General features: G+C 40.0%; 13 protein-coding genes. 9 read left to right on the top strand and 4 right to left on the bottom strand.

Annotation, left to right across the window (positions count from 1 at the left end):
• Positions 1–368: 368 nt before the first annotated feature.
• The 3 genes from F4W09_RS04230 to F4W09_RS04220 all read right to left on the bottom strand — a co-directional run bounded on the left by F4W09_RS04230 (position 369) and on the right by F4W09_RS04220 (position 2368).
• Positions 369–716 carry a hypothetical protein gene (locus F4W09_RS04230; protein WP_151504124.1) on the bottom strand — a complete coding sequence of 116 codons (348 nt, stop codon included), beginning with the start codon at positions 714–716 and terminating at the stop codon, positions 369–371.
• Positions 717–922: 206 nt separating this feature from the next.
• The gene (locus tag F4W09_RS04225) at positions 923–1582 is read right to left on the bottom strand and encodes a hypothetical protein (RefSeq protein WP_151504123.1); all 660 of its coding nucleotides are present in this window, start codon (positions 1580–1582) and stop codon (positions 923–925) included.
• 87 nt (positions 1583–1669) lie between these two features.
• Positions 1670–2368 carry a DUF3820 family protein gene (locus F4W09_RS04220; protein ID WP_151504122.1) on the bottom strand — a complete coding sequence of 233 codons (699 nt, stop codon included), beginning with the start codon at positions 2366–2368 and terminating at the stop codon, positions 1670–1672.
• A gap of 236 nt (positions 2369–2604) precedes the next feature.
• Here F4W09_RS04220 and F4W09_RS04215 point away from each other — a divergent pair, with 236 nt between their 5' ends.
• From F4W09_RS04215 to rapA, 8 genes are all read left to right on the top strand, one after another.
• Positions 2605–3831 (top strand): alpha/beta hydrolase, encoded by a 1227-nt coding sequence (locus F4W09_RS04215; protein ID WP_151504121.1) that lies wholly within the window; start codon positions 2605–2607, stop codon positions 3829–3831.
• 156 nt (positions 3832–3987) lie between these two features.
• The gene (glyA, locus tag F4W09_RS04210; protein WP_151504120.1) at positions 3988–5241 is read left to right on the top strand and encodes a serine hydroxymethyltransferase; all 1254 of its coding nucleotides are present in this window, start codon (positions 3988–3990) and stop codon (positions 5239–5241) included.
• A gap of 167 nt (positions 5242–5408) precedes the next feature.
• Positions 5409–5813, top strand: a complete 405-nt coding sequence (gene rnk / locus F4W09_RS04205) for a nucleoside diphosphate kinase regulator (protein WP_104440875.1) — start codon at positions 5409–5411, stop codon at positions 5811–5813.
• A gap of 135 nt (positions 5814–5948) precedes the next feature.
• Positions 5949–6569: a thiamine phosphate synthase gene (thiE, locus tag F4W09_RS04200; protein WP_151504119.1), complete on the top strand. Its 621-nt coding sequence runs from the start codon at positions 5949–5951 to the stop codon at positions 6567–6569.
• Between the two features lie 41 nt (positions 6570–6610).
• Entirely contained in the window at positions 6611–7912 is a 1302-nt protein-coding gene (gene hemL / locus F4W09_RS04195) for a glutamate-1-semialdehyde 2,1-aminomutase (RefSeq protein WP_016167434.1), read from the top strand.
• Positions 7913–7976: 64 nt separating this feature from the next.
• Positions 7977–8396 (top strand): GlcG/HbpS family heme-binding protein, encoded by a 420-nt coding sequence (locus tag F4W09_RS04190; protein WP_151504118.1) that lies wholly within the window; start codon positions 7977–7979, stop codon positions 8394–8396.
• A gap of 617 nt (positions 8397–9013) precedes the next feature.
• Positions 9014–9655, top strand: a complete 642-nt coding sequence (locus tag F4W09_RS04185) for an RluA family pseudouridine synthase (protein WP_151504117.1) — start codon at positions 9014–9016, stop codon at positions 9653–9655.
• A 144-nt stretch (positions 9656–9799) separates the two neighbouring features.
• Complete coding sequence (gene rapA / locus F4W09_RS04180; protein ID WP_151504116.1) at positions 9800–12637, top strand: RNA polymerase-associated protein RapA; 2838 nt, start codon at positions 9800–9802, stop codon at positions 12635–12637.
• Between the two features lie 75 nt (positions 12638–12712).
• On the opposite strand, the gene fabR is transcribed toward rapA, so the two are convergent.
• On the bottom strand, positions 12713–13408 hold the full coding sequence (fabR, locus tag F4W09_RS04175; RefSeq protein WP_016167438.1) for an HTH-type transcriptional repressor FabR: 696 nt from the start codon (positions 13406–13408) through the stop codon (positions 12713–12715).
• Between the two features lie 138 nt (positions 13409–13546).
• On the opposite strand from fabR, the gene F4W09_RS04170 reads away from it, so the two are divergent.
• Positions 13547–14614, top strand: coding sequence for a ferredoxin reductase (locus F4W09_RS04170; protein WP_151504115.1), 1068 nt, complete (start codon positions 13547–13549; stop codon positions 14612–14614).
• The last annotated feature ends 4 nt before the right edge of the window (positions 14615–14618 follow it).

Genomic DNA, 14618 nt, shown 5'->3' with positions numbered 1-14618 from the left:
AAGAATTACCTTGAATTTGATCAATGTGTAAAGGTGAATAGATAAAGGTTAAATATTAGATCATTTGCTTAATAATTATTCAATGTGTTTTTGATATGTTCCTTGTGGCTTAATGTCACAGTAACTTGCCAAAAAAATTGCATAGTCTTATATTAAAACTACAGTAGCTAGCAACACTAAGAGCTACGAAGTAGTTGGACGGATCATTGACAGCTAATTGAATTTGCAACGTTAAGTTCAAATAAAAAATCAGCACTAGCCATCCAACATAAAAGAACTCGCAGAAATGCGAGTTCTTGCTTTTTATCAGCTTAAATTCCAAACCATAATATCTTTGATCACGGATAAACCTTTTAAAATTTTTAGTTTTATTCTAGTTGTAGTTCAACATCATATTTTCTAAATTCTTGAATAAAACCCTTTATTAGCATGATAGGAATTAATTGCTTATGATCTGGGCGCAGCTCTATGGTTTGTTTGCCATCAAAATAGCGCATTATTAAGATTTCCCAGTGATGATCGAGCCTACTTTGGCAGATTTCTAGACTTAATAGCTGTATTTTCTGGTTCATTTGTTGCGGTATAACGCTCTGAATCACTAGATGAGATGTTTCATCACTTTCAAGATTTGCTGGAAAGGTAATCACCCAATTACCGACTTTTTTAAGATGAGCAGGGTGATCCTCTGGATGAAAAATAAGATGGAGTGGCATCATAGATTGCTTCCAAATTGTTCTATTTCACAGATATTAAGTGCTGAAGCTATAACGCTTAAGTAGAAGGATTGGCACACTAAACGTTGAGAGAGATATCTAAAATGGAAAAAGTGCGCCAATATTTTAATAAATATAATCTTTTAAAATTAAAAAATATGATGTTAAGAGTTCATTCCACTGAGCTTAAACAAAATTCCTCTTAACATTTATGCTGGATTGAGTCGTTGCAGTGAAAAATTAATCTGATGCAGAATTCGATTTAGCTCTTTAGGTGGAATACGCGTTTCTTGTAATTGGGTAATCCACTGCATTTGGCAGAGTTTCAGAGAACGAATATCTTCTGAGCTTTGAATGCGCAACACCAGTTGCTTCGCCATGAGTCCGCAATATTTTTGTAGAAGCTGAGCCATTAAAAACTTAACATCGTCAAAATCCAACGCGACTAAATCTTCAAATTTAGGCTCAGTGGGTTCTGATGTTGCAGATTGAAAAGTCTGTTCGGCCAACAGTGACGTCGCCTGCTGTTGTGGTTCAGATATTTCTGCTTGAGGACGTTGCTGTGCTGTTGGCATTAAAATTGAATTTGATGACGGCTGCGTTACTGAACTTTGTGATTGAGCCGTTGGTCGTAAAGATTGAACTTCAGATTCTGCAAAAGCTTGAGCACTCGATGCCATAATGAGCCCCATCTCGCTCAGTTGTTCAATTAGTTCAGGTGGGGCAAGACGCTGTTTGAAGATTTCGTTCATGGAGTCAAAATCTTCAGTTCCGATCAGAACCAGTAAGCGGCGTTGACGTGCATTTAATGGCAAACTGCGTTGTTTTAGTGCGTCATGTCCTAATTGTGTTTTAGAATAGTGAATCATGTCTTAATTTATTCCATGAGATAAATTAAGCAGACTATACTGCGTGAAAATTACACTATTGTTAAAATTTAATTACAAATCATTGATTTATAATGTGACTAAATTAGCATTTTCTAGTGCTTTACGTAGGTAAGGATCAAGCTCATCTTGGCGAAGTAACCATTGAATATAGTCCGCAGGCAGGTCTGTAATATTGGTACCACGATGTTTGCCAAAATTAATGCTTCGCGGAATTCTCGCATCTTCAGAAGCTGCATAAAGTTCTTCAATATTATTAATATTCAGTTGATGAACAATGTGCATTAAAATGTTGGCAGTCAGAATAATGTCCATATCTGCACGATGTGCTTTTTTAATCATTTCTCGGGCTTTTTCACTGCCTTTACTGATCATATAAATTAATGCTGAAATATTGTGTGCTTCAGCATCTGGCCAAACGCGGCGTGCCAGTGCTAATGTACAGATTGCCTTAATTGAACTGGTATCGACACCACACTTTTCAATTGCGCGAATATCGTAATCGACATTATGACCAATAATATATTGTGTATCGGTTGGGAGAATAAAAGTACTGTAATGAGGACGATCAATGAGGTCAGATTCTAAAATATGATGCACAGCCATTGCTGCAAAAGAAATTGGCTCATCTACACAATACAGTTGATCAAATAATTTGGACTTGTCTAAAGTGAGTTTGCCATTTTCAACTTCAATAGGTGCATATGCAATTTCGATGGGTTGACCATTTAAGGTGTGTGTTTCTGTATCCAAAATAATGGCTTGCATATGAAAATCCTATGGTGTAGCTGAATGGTTCAATTTAACATTTTCATGTGCAGTGAAACAAATATAAACCAGAAGTTTAATTAGTCCATTTGATCTTTTGTTTTAAAAAACTGATGAATCATATTTATTAAAATCAATTTAAAAATAAAATTGAACAGAAATAGAAAAAGGCGTAAAAATAAAACGTTGCTGAAAATGAAGCAAAAAACAATAAAAATTGAATAAGGATATAAACGATGCAGAGAAGAATGCTGATCGCTGTTTTGACCAGTACAGCGATGCTATTAAGTGCGTGTCATGATGATGATCATGATTCTTATCATTCAGGGGATAATATTCCCAAAAATAATATTACAAATCCTGTTGTTTCTACACCCACAGCTTATAACCAAACCGATATGTCTGCGACGGCAGGTGAAAGTGTCGTGATGACTTATAAGATGCTCGGCATTAATAATAAAGAAGTACAAGCTACGGCTTTAGTCTTTACACCAAAAACAGCACCGCCTGCAAAGGGTTGGCCAATTGTAGTTTGGGCGCATGGAACGACGGGCGTTGCAGATATTTGTGCACCAAGTCGCAGTCAATTAAATAGCTATATTAAAGCGATGATTGAGGGTTTATTAACTGCGGGCTATGTGGTGGTTGCCCCAGATTACGAAGGTTTGGGTGAACCAGCAAATAATGAATTACATCCTTTCTTAAATGTAAAAAGTGAGGCATTTTCAATTACTGACGCCGTAGTGGCAGCGCGAAATTATTTAGGTAATAAAGTGTCGAATCGCTGGATGACCGTTGGGCATTCGCAAGGCGGGCACGCTGCTTTGAGTGCAGCACAATATCAGTCTAGAGCACAACTGGACTATAAAGGAACTGTGGCGGTTGCGCCTGCATCCAATCTTCAATTGATCTTATTGGCAGGGGAGAGCCTTGCCGCTCAACAAACCGATATAAAGCAAAAAATAGAGACTTTGGCTTCTTTAGATACATTTACAGCTTTAATTACTGCAGGTTTACGTAATACAAATCCAAGCTTGCAATACAGCCAAGTGTTTAAGTCCCCAACCGATAAAATTGCCGACAATGCTGAAACGGATTGTTATATCTCTTTAGAGCAAGAGTTTGGGACAGCTATGAATACCTATGCAGAAGATAATGCAGATGACATTACCAACTACCCTAGAACACAAAGTAATTTTATGACTTTATCTCCTGTGAAAAAGTTCTTAGATACAGATTCACAGCCTCTTCAGGTTAAAATAAGTACGCCTATTATTATTTATCAAGGTGCGATGGATACGACGGTTCCAAAAGTTGCTACAGATACTTTGCTGAGTGGAGATGCTGCTAAAAACTCTCCAATTACCTATAAAACCAATACGACTTGGGATCATGGTACAGCTTATGTGCTAAATATTCCGAATATTTTGATAGATGTACAAACATTAATGCCAATTCAATAAGTTGAGTTGAACAAAAGAAGCTTATGTTTTTTATCGACATGAGCTTTTTTTATGTAAAACAGAGCAAACATCGTTCTCAATATTTGCAAACTTCGTGCTACAATACGCGGCAATCTTAGCACGGCTTAAAAGCCCTAAATACATAGGACCTCGCTAATGTTTGCCAATATCTCTATTGCTGAATTTGATCCAGAATTAGCTCAAGCAATTTCTAACGAAGACGCTCGTCAGGAAGCTCATATTGAGTTAATCGCATCAGAAAACTATTGCTCACCAGCAGTAATGGAAGCTCAAGGATCAAAACTCACTAACAAATATGCAGAAGGCTACCCAGGCAAACGCTACTATGGCGGTTGTGAATATGTCGACATCATCGAACAATTGGCAATTGACCGTGCTAAAGAATTATTTGGTGCTGATTACGCTAACGTTCAACCACATGCGGGTTCACAAGCAAACTCAGCAGTTTATTTAGCTTTACTTAACCCAGGCGACTCAGTTCTAGGTATGAGCTTGGCTCACGGTGGTCACTTGACTCACGGTGCTAAAGTAAGCTTCTCAGGTAAAACTTATAATGCAATTCAATACGGTCTAAACCCAGAAACTGGTGAGATCGATTATGAAGAAGTCGAGCGTTTAGCGGTTGAACACAAGCCGCGTATGATCGTTGCTGGTTTCTCTGCTTATAGCCAAATTGTAGATTGGCAGCGTTTCCGTGACATCGCGGATAAAGTTGGCGCTTACCTATTTGTAGACATGGCACACGTTGCTGGTTTAGTTGCTGCGGGTGTTTACCCAAGCCCAGTACAAATTGCTGATGTAACAACGACAACGACGCATAAAACTTTACGTGGTCCACGTTCTGGTTTAATCCTTGCAAAAGCAAATGAAGAAATTGAGAAAAAACTTCAATCTGCTGTATTCCCAGGTAACCAAGGTGGTCCATTAGTTCATGCAATCGCAGCAAAAGCAATTTGCTTTAAAGAAGCGATGGCGCCTGAATACAAAGCATATCAACAACAAGTGGTTAAAAATGCTCAAGCAATGGCTGAAGTTTTAATCGCGCGTGGTTATGACGTTGTTTCTGGCGGTACTCAAAACCACTTGTTCTTGTTATCTTTAATCAAACAAGACATTACTGGTAAAGATGCAGATGCTTGGTTAGGTGCTGCTCACATTACTGTGAACAAAAACTCTGTACCAAATGACCCACGTTCTCCATTTGTTACTTCAGGTATCCGTATTGGTACGCCAGCAGTAACGACGCGTGGTTTTGGTGAAGCAGAAGTTCGCGAATTAGCGGGCTGGATTGCTGACATTCTTGATTCAAAAGGTAGCGAAACTGTTATTGCAACAGTGAAAGCGAAAGTTGAAACTGTATGTGCTAAGTTCCCAGTATATGCAAAATAATTAGCAATATGCTTGAGAAGCCTCCCTCAAGGGGGGCTTTTTTTATATCTATACAAAATGCTTATCTTCACCATTCTTCATTTTCTGCTATAAATAATTCAGCATGTGAAAATAAAGAACACACCAAAGCAAAATTTAGAACATGAATTTTTGAGAAGGACGGTTTTATGGACAAACCAACTATTATCATTTCTGAACAAGATCTGAATCGTTTAGAAACTATGTTAGAGCATCAATCAAAATTAACGCCAACCATGGAGCATTTAGAAGATGAATTGGCACGTGCCAATGTTGTTGCTCCGCAAGATGTTCCTGCCAATGTCGTCACCATGAATGCACGTGTGTTGGTCACGATTGCTCCAGATACTTCATCAACGGAAATTACCTTGGTTTATCCGCATGACTTTCGTGGTGATAAAGGACAGGTCAATGTGTTGGCACCCGTGGGCGCAGCAATTTTGGGATTGTCTGAAGGACAAGAAATTGAATGGCCGCAACCTGATGGGCATTTAATGAAAGTCAAGATTGAGCGAGTACTGTATCAACCTGAACGAGAAGGTAATTATTTATAAGTACCCCCAATGAATGCATTAAAATTGGGCAAATCTCATCTGCTGAAAAGCCATCATAATGCTATGATGGCTTTTTTTATACAATTTTAATCTAGGCTAAATGGATGCTCTATTTAGTCAAGTACAGGTTTTTTTATGTGTGGTTTATACCTTATTACCAATGATGATCCTTTAAATCTATTGCTAGAAAAATTACACGCAGCTTTAGCAACAGGTCAAATTGCAATTCTTCAGTATCGCCGTAAGAAAGTGAACAAAACCGATCAACCTGCGGAAGTTGAACAAATTAAAGCGCTTTGCAATCAATATGCTGTGCCATTTGTAATTAATGATGATTTGGCTCTCGCACAGCAATACGGATTGGGTGTGCATTTGGGTCAAGATGATGGTGAAATTGCCGATGCAGTTGCGTGCCTACCGCAAGGCGTCATTATTGGTCGTACTTGTTTAAATTCTATGGAATTGGCTAAAAAGGCGATTTCAGAGGGCGCGACATATGTTGCATTTGGTGCTGTCTATGCAACTGCGACTAAGCCTGAAGCAGGTAATGTGGGAATTGAAGTCATTGCTCAGGCGAAGCAGGAATTTGCGGTGCCGATTTGTGCAATTGGTGGATTAACCGTTGAAAATTCAGCACCTGTGATTACTGCGGGCGCAGACCTTTGCGCGGTAATTAGTGATATATTAGCGTTGAACGTAGCTGACATCCCACCCCGTGTTCATGCATGGGCACAGTTATTTGCTAAAACTGCATAATGTTGTAAGTCGATTATTTTCTATTTAGGTTGAGTAAATTCATGAGTTTATCTCCAAAGCAAGAACAATTATTTAAACAAGCCAGTAAACATATTCCGGGTGGCGTGAATTCACCTGTACGTGCATTTAATAGCGTGGGCGGTACACCCATCTTTATTGAAAAAGCGCAAGGGGCTTATTTGTTTGATGTGGATGGTAAGCGTTATGTAGATTATGTTGGTTCTTGGGGGCCAATGATTCTTGGTCATGCACATCCAGCCATTATTAAAGCGGTTCAAGACGCTGCGGTAGATGGTTTGAGTTTTGGCGCACCGACCGTACATGAAACGACTTTGGCAGATGTGATTTGTGAAATTATGCCATCGATTGAAATGGTACGCATGACCAACTCAGGTACTGAAGCAACCATGACTGCGATTCGTTTGGCACGTGGTTATACAGGACGCGACAAAATTGTGAAGTTTGAAGGCTGTTACCATGGTCATTCTGACTCATTATTGGTAAAAGCAGGTTCAGGCTTATTAACAACAGGTGAAGGGGAAGCGACTTCAGCGGGTGTACCTGCCGATTTTGCCAAACATACCTTAACTTTGCCGTATAACGACATTGCAACCTTAAAAGAGTGTTTTGCTAAATTTGGTGCTGAAATTGCGGGTGTGATTGTAGAACCTGTAGCGGGCAACATGAACTTGGTAAAACCTGTGGAAGGTTTCTTGCAAGCCATTCGTGAAGTGTGTGATGAACATGGTTCGGTATTTATTATCGATGAAGTAATGACAGGTTTCCGTGTTGGACTAGGCGGAGCACAAGCTCATTATGGCGTGACACCTGACTTAACCACTTTAGGCAAAATTATTGGTGCAGGTTTACCAGTAGGTGCTTTTGGTGGTAAACGCGAAGTGATGGAATGTATTGCACCTTTAGGTAAAGTGTACCAAGCGGGTACATTGTCGGGTAATCCACTCGCAATGCGTGCGGGCATTGAAATGTTCAAACATTTACGCCAACCCGGTTTCTATGAAAACTTAACAGCTCAATTAGAAAAGCTTTTGGCAGGGTTACAGCAAGAAGCTGATGCTGCTGGTATTCCTTTCAAAACTCAACAAGCGGGTGCAATGTTTGGTCTTTACTTTACCGATCAAGAAGACATCACCAGTTTCGATTCAATGCTGAAATGTGATGTTGCTGCATTCCGTAAATTCTTCCATGGTATGTTAGATCGTGGCGTGAATTTGGCACCATCGGCATTTGAAGCGGGCTTCATCTCAAGTGCACATAGTGATGAAGATATTGCATTTACGATTCAAGCCGCAAAAGAAACCTTTGCTGAAATGAAAGCATAAGTTGTAGTGAAAGTTCCAAAAAGCCTGTGATCATGTTGCAGGCTTTTTTTTGCAAGGAAAATCCATGAAAACCAAATATTGTTTAGAATTGGCTGATGCCGAATTGATCTTAAATGCAGCCTATGGGTATGCCTTACAGCATGGCTTTGCTGTAAGTATTGCAGTCGTTGATGAAACAGGCTGTTTATTGAGTATGAAGCGTATGGATGGCGCATCCCCAATGACTGCACGATTGTGTCACGAAAAAGCACAATGTTCAGCCATCAGTAAACGTCCAACCAAATTATTTGAAGATTTAATTCGTAATGGACAAGACGGATTTTTAACGGTAGAGAGCATTACAGGCATGCTTGAAGGTGGAGAACCCATTTTATATCAAGAGGAACTCATTGGGGCGATAGGAATTTCAGGTGCTAAAGCATTTCAAGATGCTGAAATCGCACAGTATGCCATTGAGCAGTTTTTGGCACAGATTCAGCTTTAAGCTTTCTCAACATTCCCCAAAATGATTCGACTTGAGTTTTTTAAGAGAAATCAACGCTGAGCTTTATACAAGATTCTTAGTCATAGACCTTCCCAAGCCAACAATTTTCAGTTAGGTAAAGATTTAACTGAGAATTAAAGATTCAGTGCTAAATTCCAATCGCTAAAGGATTGGACATGCCTATTTGGGATTTAGACCGAATATATTGGGTTAGAACTCTTGGATAAGACACAGCCCGCGTTGATATATTTTAGGGATGGATAAATTTATATTGTGTGCATTGTTTATTGAGATAAGGGGGAGTGGGTAAATTTTCGAATGAAGTTTGGTTTAATATATGCTTTAAAAAGCCTATGTTATTGATTCTATAGCGGTAATACCTCTAGCAAAATAATGACCTGCTGATGCGGCTCATGTTCTAGAGGAAGACGTCAAGCAAATCACAAATTTCAAAAAATGATTCAGTCTCAGAAACACAATTCGTATTGTGGGTTAAATCAGAACTTTTTTGAACAAAATCGTAAAAAACGCTGACTTTTATTGATTTTTGCATTGTAATTTATAAGGGAGCTTCTTATTATTGCCCGCTTGTTTGCACAGTCAGCTTGGAATATCTCTTGAGTCAATTTCTGAATGAACATCTGATCCACCGTGATGAGGATTTTATGGTAATCCATAAACCCGCGGGGATTCTTACAGTGCCAGGAAAAACGGCTGACTTGCAAGATTGTGTGATTAATCGGTTACTTCAAGAAGAGCCGAGAACCTTGCTGATTCATCGTCTAGATCGAGATACCTCAGGTATTTTGGTCTTTGCACTTTCTAAATTCGGACAAAACCGAATTTCGCGTCAGTTCCAAGAGCGCCAAACGTCAAAAATATATCAAGCTGTAGTCGCTGGGCATTTGCAAGGTGAAGGAACAGTGGATGTACCTGTGGTGTACGATCCGTCACGTCCACCTTTACACATTGCAGATCCGAGTTACAACAAGCCTGCCTTGACACACTGGAAAGCGACTGAACATTCTGAAATTCAAGGTCAAGCCGTAACTCGTGTTGAACTGACGCCTATTACAGGTCGTTCGCATCAGTTACGTGTACATATGCAGTACCTAGGCCATCCAATCGTAGGGGATACGCTGTATGCCGCACCCGAGCAGCTATTGTTGGATCGTTTATGTCTACATGCAGAGCGTTTGAGCTTTCAACATCCTAAAACAGAGCAGTTAGTTGAATTCTATTGCCCAGTACCGTTTTAAGGCGAAAAAAATACGCTTCAGATTCGAATAAGCCCACTTTTTTAGTGAGCTTTATGTCAAAATATATTGCTTAAAGCCATGAAATTTTGTTCAAATAATATTCTCTTTTGAGCAATTATTTCTTGGTCTACATTTGAGATAAAGGTGGAAAAATTGCAGCAGTTTGCTATTGGTCAACGTTGGTTATCTGACACAGAAACAGAGCTTGGCTTAGGGGTATTAATTGACGTTGATGAACGATCGATTAGCATCTTATTCCCAAAAAGCGACGAAACGCGAGTATATGCCCGAAACAATGCCCCTTTATCTCGTATCGTATTTAATACGAATGATGAAGTGCATGATCAGGAAGGAACACAATGGCTGGTCGAGTCATTGGAGCATCATCATGGTGTGGTACGTTACGCTGTCGTGCGTAGCTTAGAAGATGGAACGCAAGAACGTAAAACCCTGAATGAAACCCGTATTGGCGCTCAAATTCAATTATCTAAGCCTTTAGATCGTTTACTGGCAAGCCAAATTGACTATAAAGAATGGTATGACCTACGTATTGAAGCAATGCTGATGCAAGCCAATATGCAAAGCAGCCCATTACGTGGTTTGGTTGGTGCGCGCGTCGGTTTAATTCCGCATCAACTTTATATCGCACACGAAGTAGGCAAGCGTTTTGCACCACGTGTTTTACTGGCAGACGAAGTTGGTCTGGGGAAAACCATTGAAGCGGGTTTAATTATCCACCAACAACTAAAAACAGGTCGTTCTGAACGTATTCTGATTTTAGTGCCTGATTCATTACAGTATCAGTGGATGATTGAAATGCGCCGCCGTTTCAATTTAGCCTTCTCTATTTTTGATTTAACACGTACCGCGTCTATTAAAGAACACGACCCTGAACTCAATCCATTCTTGACTGAGCAATGCATTATTGCCAGCGTTGACTTGATGATTGACCATGACGACTTGCGCGAACAGGCGTTGGAAGCTGGTTTTGATCTGTTAGTGGTAGATGAAGCACATCACTTGATGTGGAATGAGGAAGAAGGTGGCAATGATCGTTATGATCTGGTCGAAGAGTTGGCTGAGCAAACACCAGGCGTGTTATTGTTGACCGCAACACCAGAACAACTAGGTGTTGAAAGCCACTTTGCGCGTTTACGCTTGCTCGATCCGCAACGTTTTAGTTCATTAGATCGTTTCTTGGATGAAGAAGAAAAGTATCAACATACTGCAAAAATTGCAGAAGTGCTGATGTCAGATTTACCGTTAGAAGATAGCCATTTAACTGCAATTGAACAGTTATTGGGGCATCGCATTAGTGACGAACCAGAACAACGTTTCCGTGCAATTCATGAATTATTGGATCGCCATGGTACAGGGCGTATTTTATTCCGTAATACCCGTGAAGCGATTCAAGGCTTCCCTGGTCGTGATTGTCAGCCTGCGCCATTACCTGCACCAGAAAACTGGTCGAAAGATGGCAAACTACGTGAGCAAATGTGGCCTGAAGAAGCACAGCTTGATGGTTCGTGGATGGAATCTGACCCACGTGTGGGTTGGCTTATGGAAATGCTGCGTACTCAGTTAAAACACAAAAAAGTGTTGTTGATTGCGCGTAGTGGTCCTGTGGTCGAAGCATTAGAAAACGCTTTACGTTTACATGCAGGTATTCGTACAGCCATGTTCCATGAAGGCATGAGCTTGCTTGAGCGTGACCAAGCTGCGGCATATTTTGCTGAAGATTCTTATGGTGCGCAGATTTTACTCTGTTCTGAAATTGGTTCAGAAGGGCGTAACTTCCAGTTTGCTTCTGACTTGGTGTTATTTGACTTGCCTGCCAATCCAGACGTATTGGAACAGCGTATTGGTCGTTTAGACCGTATTGGTCAAGAAAACCGTATTCAGATTCATGTGCCATATTTAGAAGGTACAGCGCAAGAGCGTATGTTCCGTTGGTATAACGAAGCATTGAATATTTTCAGTAATATTTCGCCAACCGCACAAACCTTGCAAGAAAACTTCATTGTCAATTTAAAAGATTGCTTGCTTACCGATATGGGGCAACAGTTCGAAGATTTGCTTGAAGAAGTCAGCGTACAACGTGAAGCTTTAGAGGCGGAATTACAAGCAGGTCGTGACCGCTTACTCGAATACAATTCATGCCGACCAATCGTTGCGCAAGAAATTGTACAAGCGCTTGAAGATTATGATGACAATACCACTTTGCCAATGTTTATGAAGCGCTTTATGGCGTCGACTAACATTGATTTTGATGAGCAAAGTAATGGTACAGTCATTATTAAACCGACAGATCAAATGCAAGTTCAGGGCTTAACCTTGGATGAAGAAGGCATGACCGCGACATTCTACCGTGATCAAGCTCAAGTCCGTGAAGATGCGCAATATCTGACTTTAGAGCATCCATTCACTGAAAGTGTGATGGAAATGATCAATACGCAGGCCTTTGGTAGTACCAATGTCGCGATTTTAAAGTCGAATGCATTAAAACAAGGCTCAATTTTGTTAGAAGTTTGGTTCAAGGTCGATGTGATTGCACCGAAAGCATTGAACTTGCCTTCAAGCTTGCCACAGCAATTGATTCGCGTATTACTCAGTGAAACTGGGCAAGATTTATCGATGAAGATTGAGCCAAGTATTCTGAAGCCGTATTTACATCATTTAGACAGCAACAGTTGCCGTCAGGTGGTGAAAGCGCGTCGTGATGTGATTGAAGAACGCTATCAACAGGCTTTGAATATTGCCAAAACTGCTTTGCCTGAAATGAAGCAGCAAGCCAAAGAAATCTATGGTGGCAAATGGCAATATGAAATTGACCGTTTAAGTTATTTAAAGCAATTTAATCCAAGTATTCGTGAAGACGAAATTACACGCTTACAAAAATTGCAGAAGGAAGGCATTGCCTTGTTGGATGGTTTATCTGTAACGCCAGAAGCTATTCAAGTGTTGGTGGTGGTTAAGCCTTAAGGTTTAACTTTCAACCCAGCAATAAAAAAGCACCATCTGGTGCTTTTTTATTGGGAATTTTAACTGTCAATCTGTTTAACGAATTTGCGATTCATCCAAATGACGTGCACCTTCCAAAATCATACGAATCATAATCATGGTTTGCTCTGCCATGGCTTTGCGTTCTTCATTTGGTAAATCAATCACTTTGGCCCCCATATTAAATACCAGTTGCGTAATTGCTTTCGCTGCTAAGTCAGGGTGTGCCATTTTGCTGTGATTGAGGCGTTCTAAACGAATCAGGTCATCTTTCAGTTCTTGCTGGAAATAGTTAAGCTGTCGATCTACCGCAAGTTTATATGAGGCAGAACCTGTATAACCCTCGCGTAGTAATAGACTTAAATTTCCTTCATCAGTATTTAACTGTTCAATAAATACTTCGACCGAACTACGAATAATGCTGCTTTGCTTGATCGCTTTTAAACGTGCTTCATGCAAAATTTGGCGTAACACAATACCTGAACGGTCTATCAGCTCAATGGCAAGCTCATCTATATCTTTGAAATGTCTATAGAAACTATTTGGTGCAATACCTGCTTCACGCGCAACTTCACGTAGACTTAAAGAGGCAATGCTTTTTTGCGGTCCAATCAGTTTGAGCGCTGCTTGGAATAATTCATCTTTCGTAATGGTAGCTTTACGACCGACAGAACGAACTACAACTGGTTCATGCACCGTTTTAAGGTCATGAGTCGTAGTGTCGTGTTTTGTTTTGATCGAAGGCTGGTTCATATTTTTCAATAGATTAAATGCTTTTTTGCATTATAGCCTTTACTGCCTGTGATGTGAAATGAATAAAAAAGGACGAATATATATACAAATATATATACATGTGTATAATAATTAAAAGTCAATTGCGTGGTCTTAAAGATGTTCATGCTAAAAAAATCAAATTCTCCCCTTAATTTTTTAGTCGAAAGTGTTGTAGATCAACACTCTTTGAATTTTTGGTTGCAAAAGGTCAATCCACTTTGGTCGGTTGATCAAGCTCTAGGTAAGATTGTTCAAAAGGACAATACTGCTGAAGAAATGGTAAGTTTGACGATTGAAGTCAATCGTCATTTCAAAATGGGTCAAGCAGGTCAGCATCATCCTGTTATGGTAGATGTTCAAGGTGCGCGTTATGAGCGTACCTACAGTTTGACTCAGATTGATGCGCAACATGTGTTGCTCAGCGTTAAAAAAGTAGAACAAGGCAAAGTCAGTAACTGGTTAATCAACCAAGCTCAAATTGGTGATGTGCTTGAATTTGGTCAGCCTTATGGTGATATGTTGTTGCCTAAACAAAATCAACCGATGATCTTGTTGGCCGCAGGCAGCGGTATTACTCCAATGTACAGTTTATTGACTGCTTTAACTCAGTCAGAGCAACTACGTGAGCGTAAAGTGCATGTGATGTACTGGGTGAAGCATTATGCAGATTTCGCGTTCAAATCTTATTTTGAACAGTGGGCAAAGCAATATCCGCAATTTTCTTATCAAGTATTTTATACCCAAGAAGAAAATGCAGATGCACGTTTAAATGCGGCTCAGGTCGAGGTATTGACCGATATTGATCAGTCAATTGTGTATGCTTGTGGTCCATCAGGTTTCGTTCAGCAAGCGGAGCAACTTTTTACTCAAGCGCAAATGTTCCAAAGTGAAGCGTTTAGCATGACACCTGTAGTAAATGACGATACAGGCTTTGTGAATGTGATGCTAAGTAAGTCCAACAAAGTGGTTGCAATTCCACGCGGTCAATCAATTTTAGTTGGGCTAGAACATGCCAACGTGAAACCGACCTATGGCTGCCGTATGGGGGTTTGCCATAAATGTGTATGTAATAAAGTACAAGGCTCAACGCAAGACATGCTCAATGGTCAACAAAATAGCGAGCCAAGTAATCCATTAAAACTGTGTGTAAGTTCTGCCAAAACAGATCTTGTGATTGATTTATAAGAGA

This window comes from Acinetobacter tandoii, assembly GCF_008867985.1.
Lineage (GTDB): Bacteria > Pseudomonadota > Gammaproteobacteria > Pseudomonadales > Moraxellaceae > Acinetobacter > Acinetobacter tandoii.
The sequence above is the reverse complement of the archived record's forward strand: the minus strand, read 5'-3'. Positions and strand labels throughout refer to the sequence as shown.

Excerpts from the sequence above, each read along its gene's own strand:
- F4W09_RS04230 (WP_151504124.1), bottom strand. The coding sequence starts at position 716 with ATGATGCCACTCCATCTTATTTTTCATCCAGAGGATCACCCTGCTCAT.
- F4W09_RS04220 (WP_151504122.1), bottom strand. The coding sequence starts at position 2,368 with ATGCAAGCCATTATTTTGGATACAGAAACACACACCTTAAATGGTCAA.
- F4W09_RS04225 (WP_151504123.1), bottom strand. The coding sequence starts at position 1,582 with ATGATTCACTATTCTAAAACACAATTAGGACATGACGCACTAAAACAA.
- F4W09_RS04215 (WP_151504121.1), top strand. The coding sequence starts at position 2,605 with ATGCAGAGAAGAATGCTGATCGCTGTTTTGACCAGTACAGCGATGCTA.
- fabR (WP_016167438.1), bottom strand. The coding sequence starts at position 13,408 with ATGAACCAGCCTTCGATCAAAACAAAACACGACACTACGACTCATGAC.
- rnk (WP_104440875.1), top strand. The coding sequence starts at position 5,409 with ATGGACAAACCAACTATTATCATTTCTGAACAAGATCTGAATCGTTTA.
- F4W09_RS04170 (WP_151504115.1), top strand. The coding sequence starts at position 13,547 with ATGTTCATGCTAAAAAAATCAAATTCTCCCCTTAATTTTTTAGTCGAA.
- thiE (WP_151504119.1), top strand. The coding sequence starts at position 5,949 with ATGTGTGGTTTATACCTTATTACCAATGATGATCCTTTAAATCTATTG.
- hemL (WP_016167434.1), top strand. The coding sequence starts at position 6,611 with ATGAGTTTATCTCCAAAGCAAGAACAATTATTTAAACAAGCCAGTAAA.
- glyA (WP_151504120.1), top strand. The coding sequence starts at position 3,988 with ATGTTTGCCAATATCTCTATTGCTGAATTTGATCCAGAATTAGCTCAA.
- F4W09_RS04190 (WP_151504118.1), top strand. The coding sequence starts at position 7,977 with ATGAAAACCAAATATTGTTTAGAATTGGCTGATGCCGAATTGATCTTA.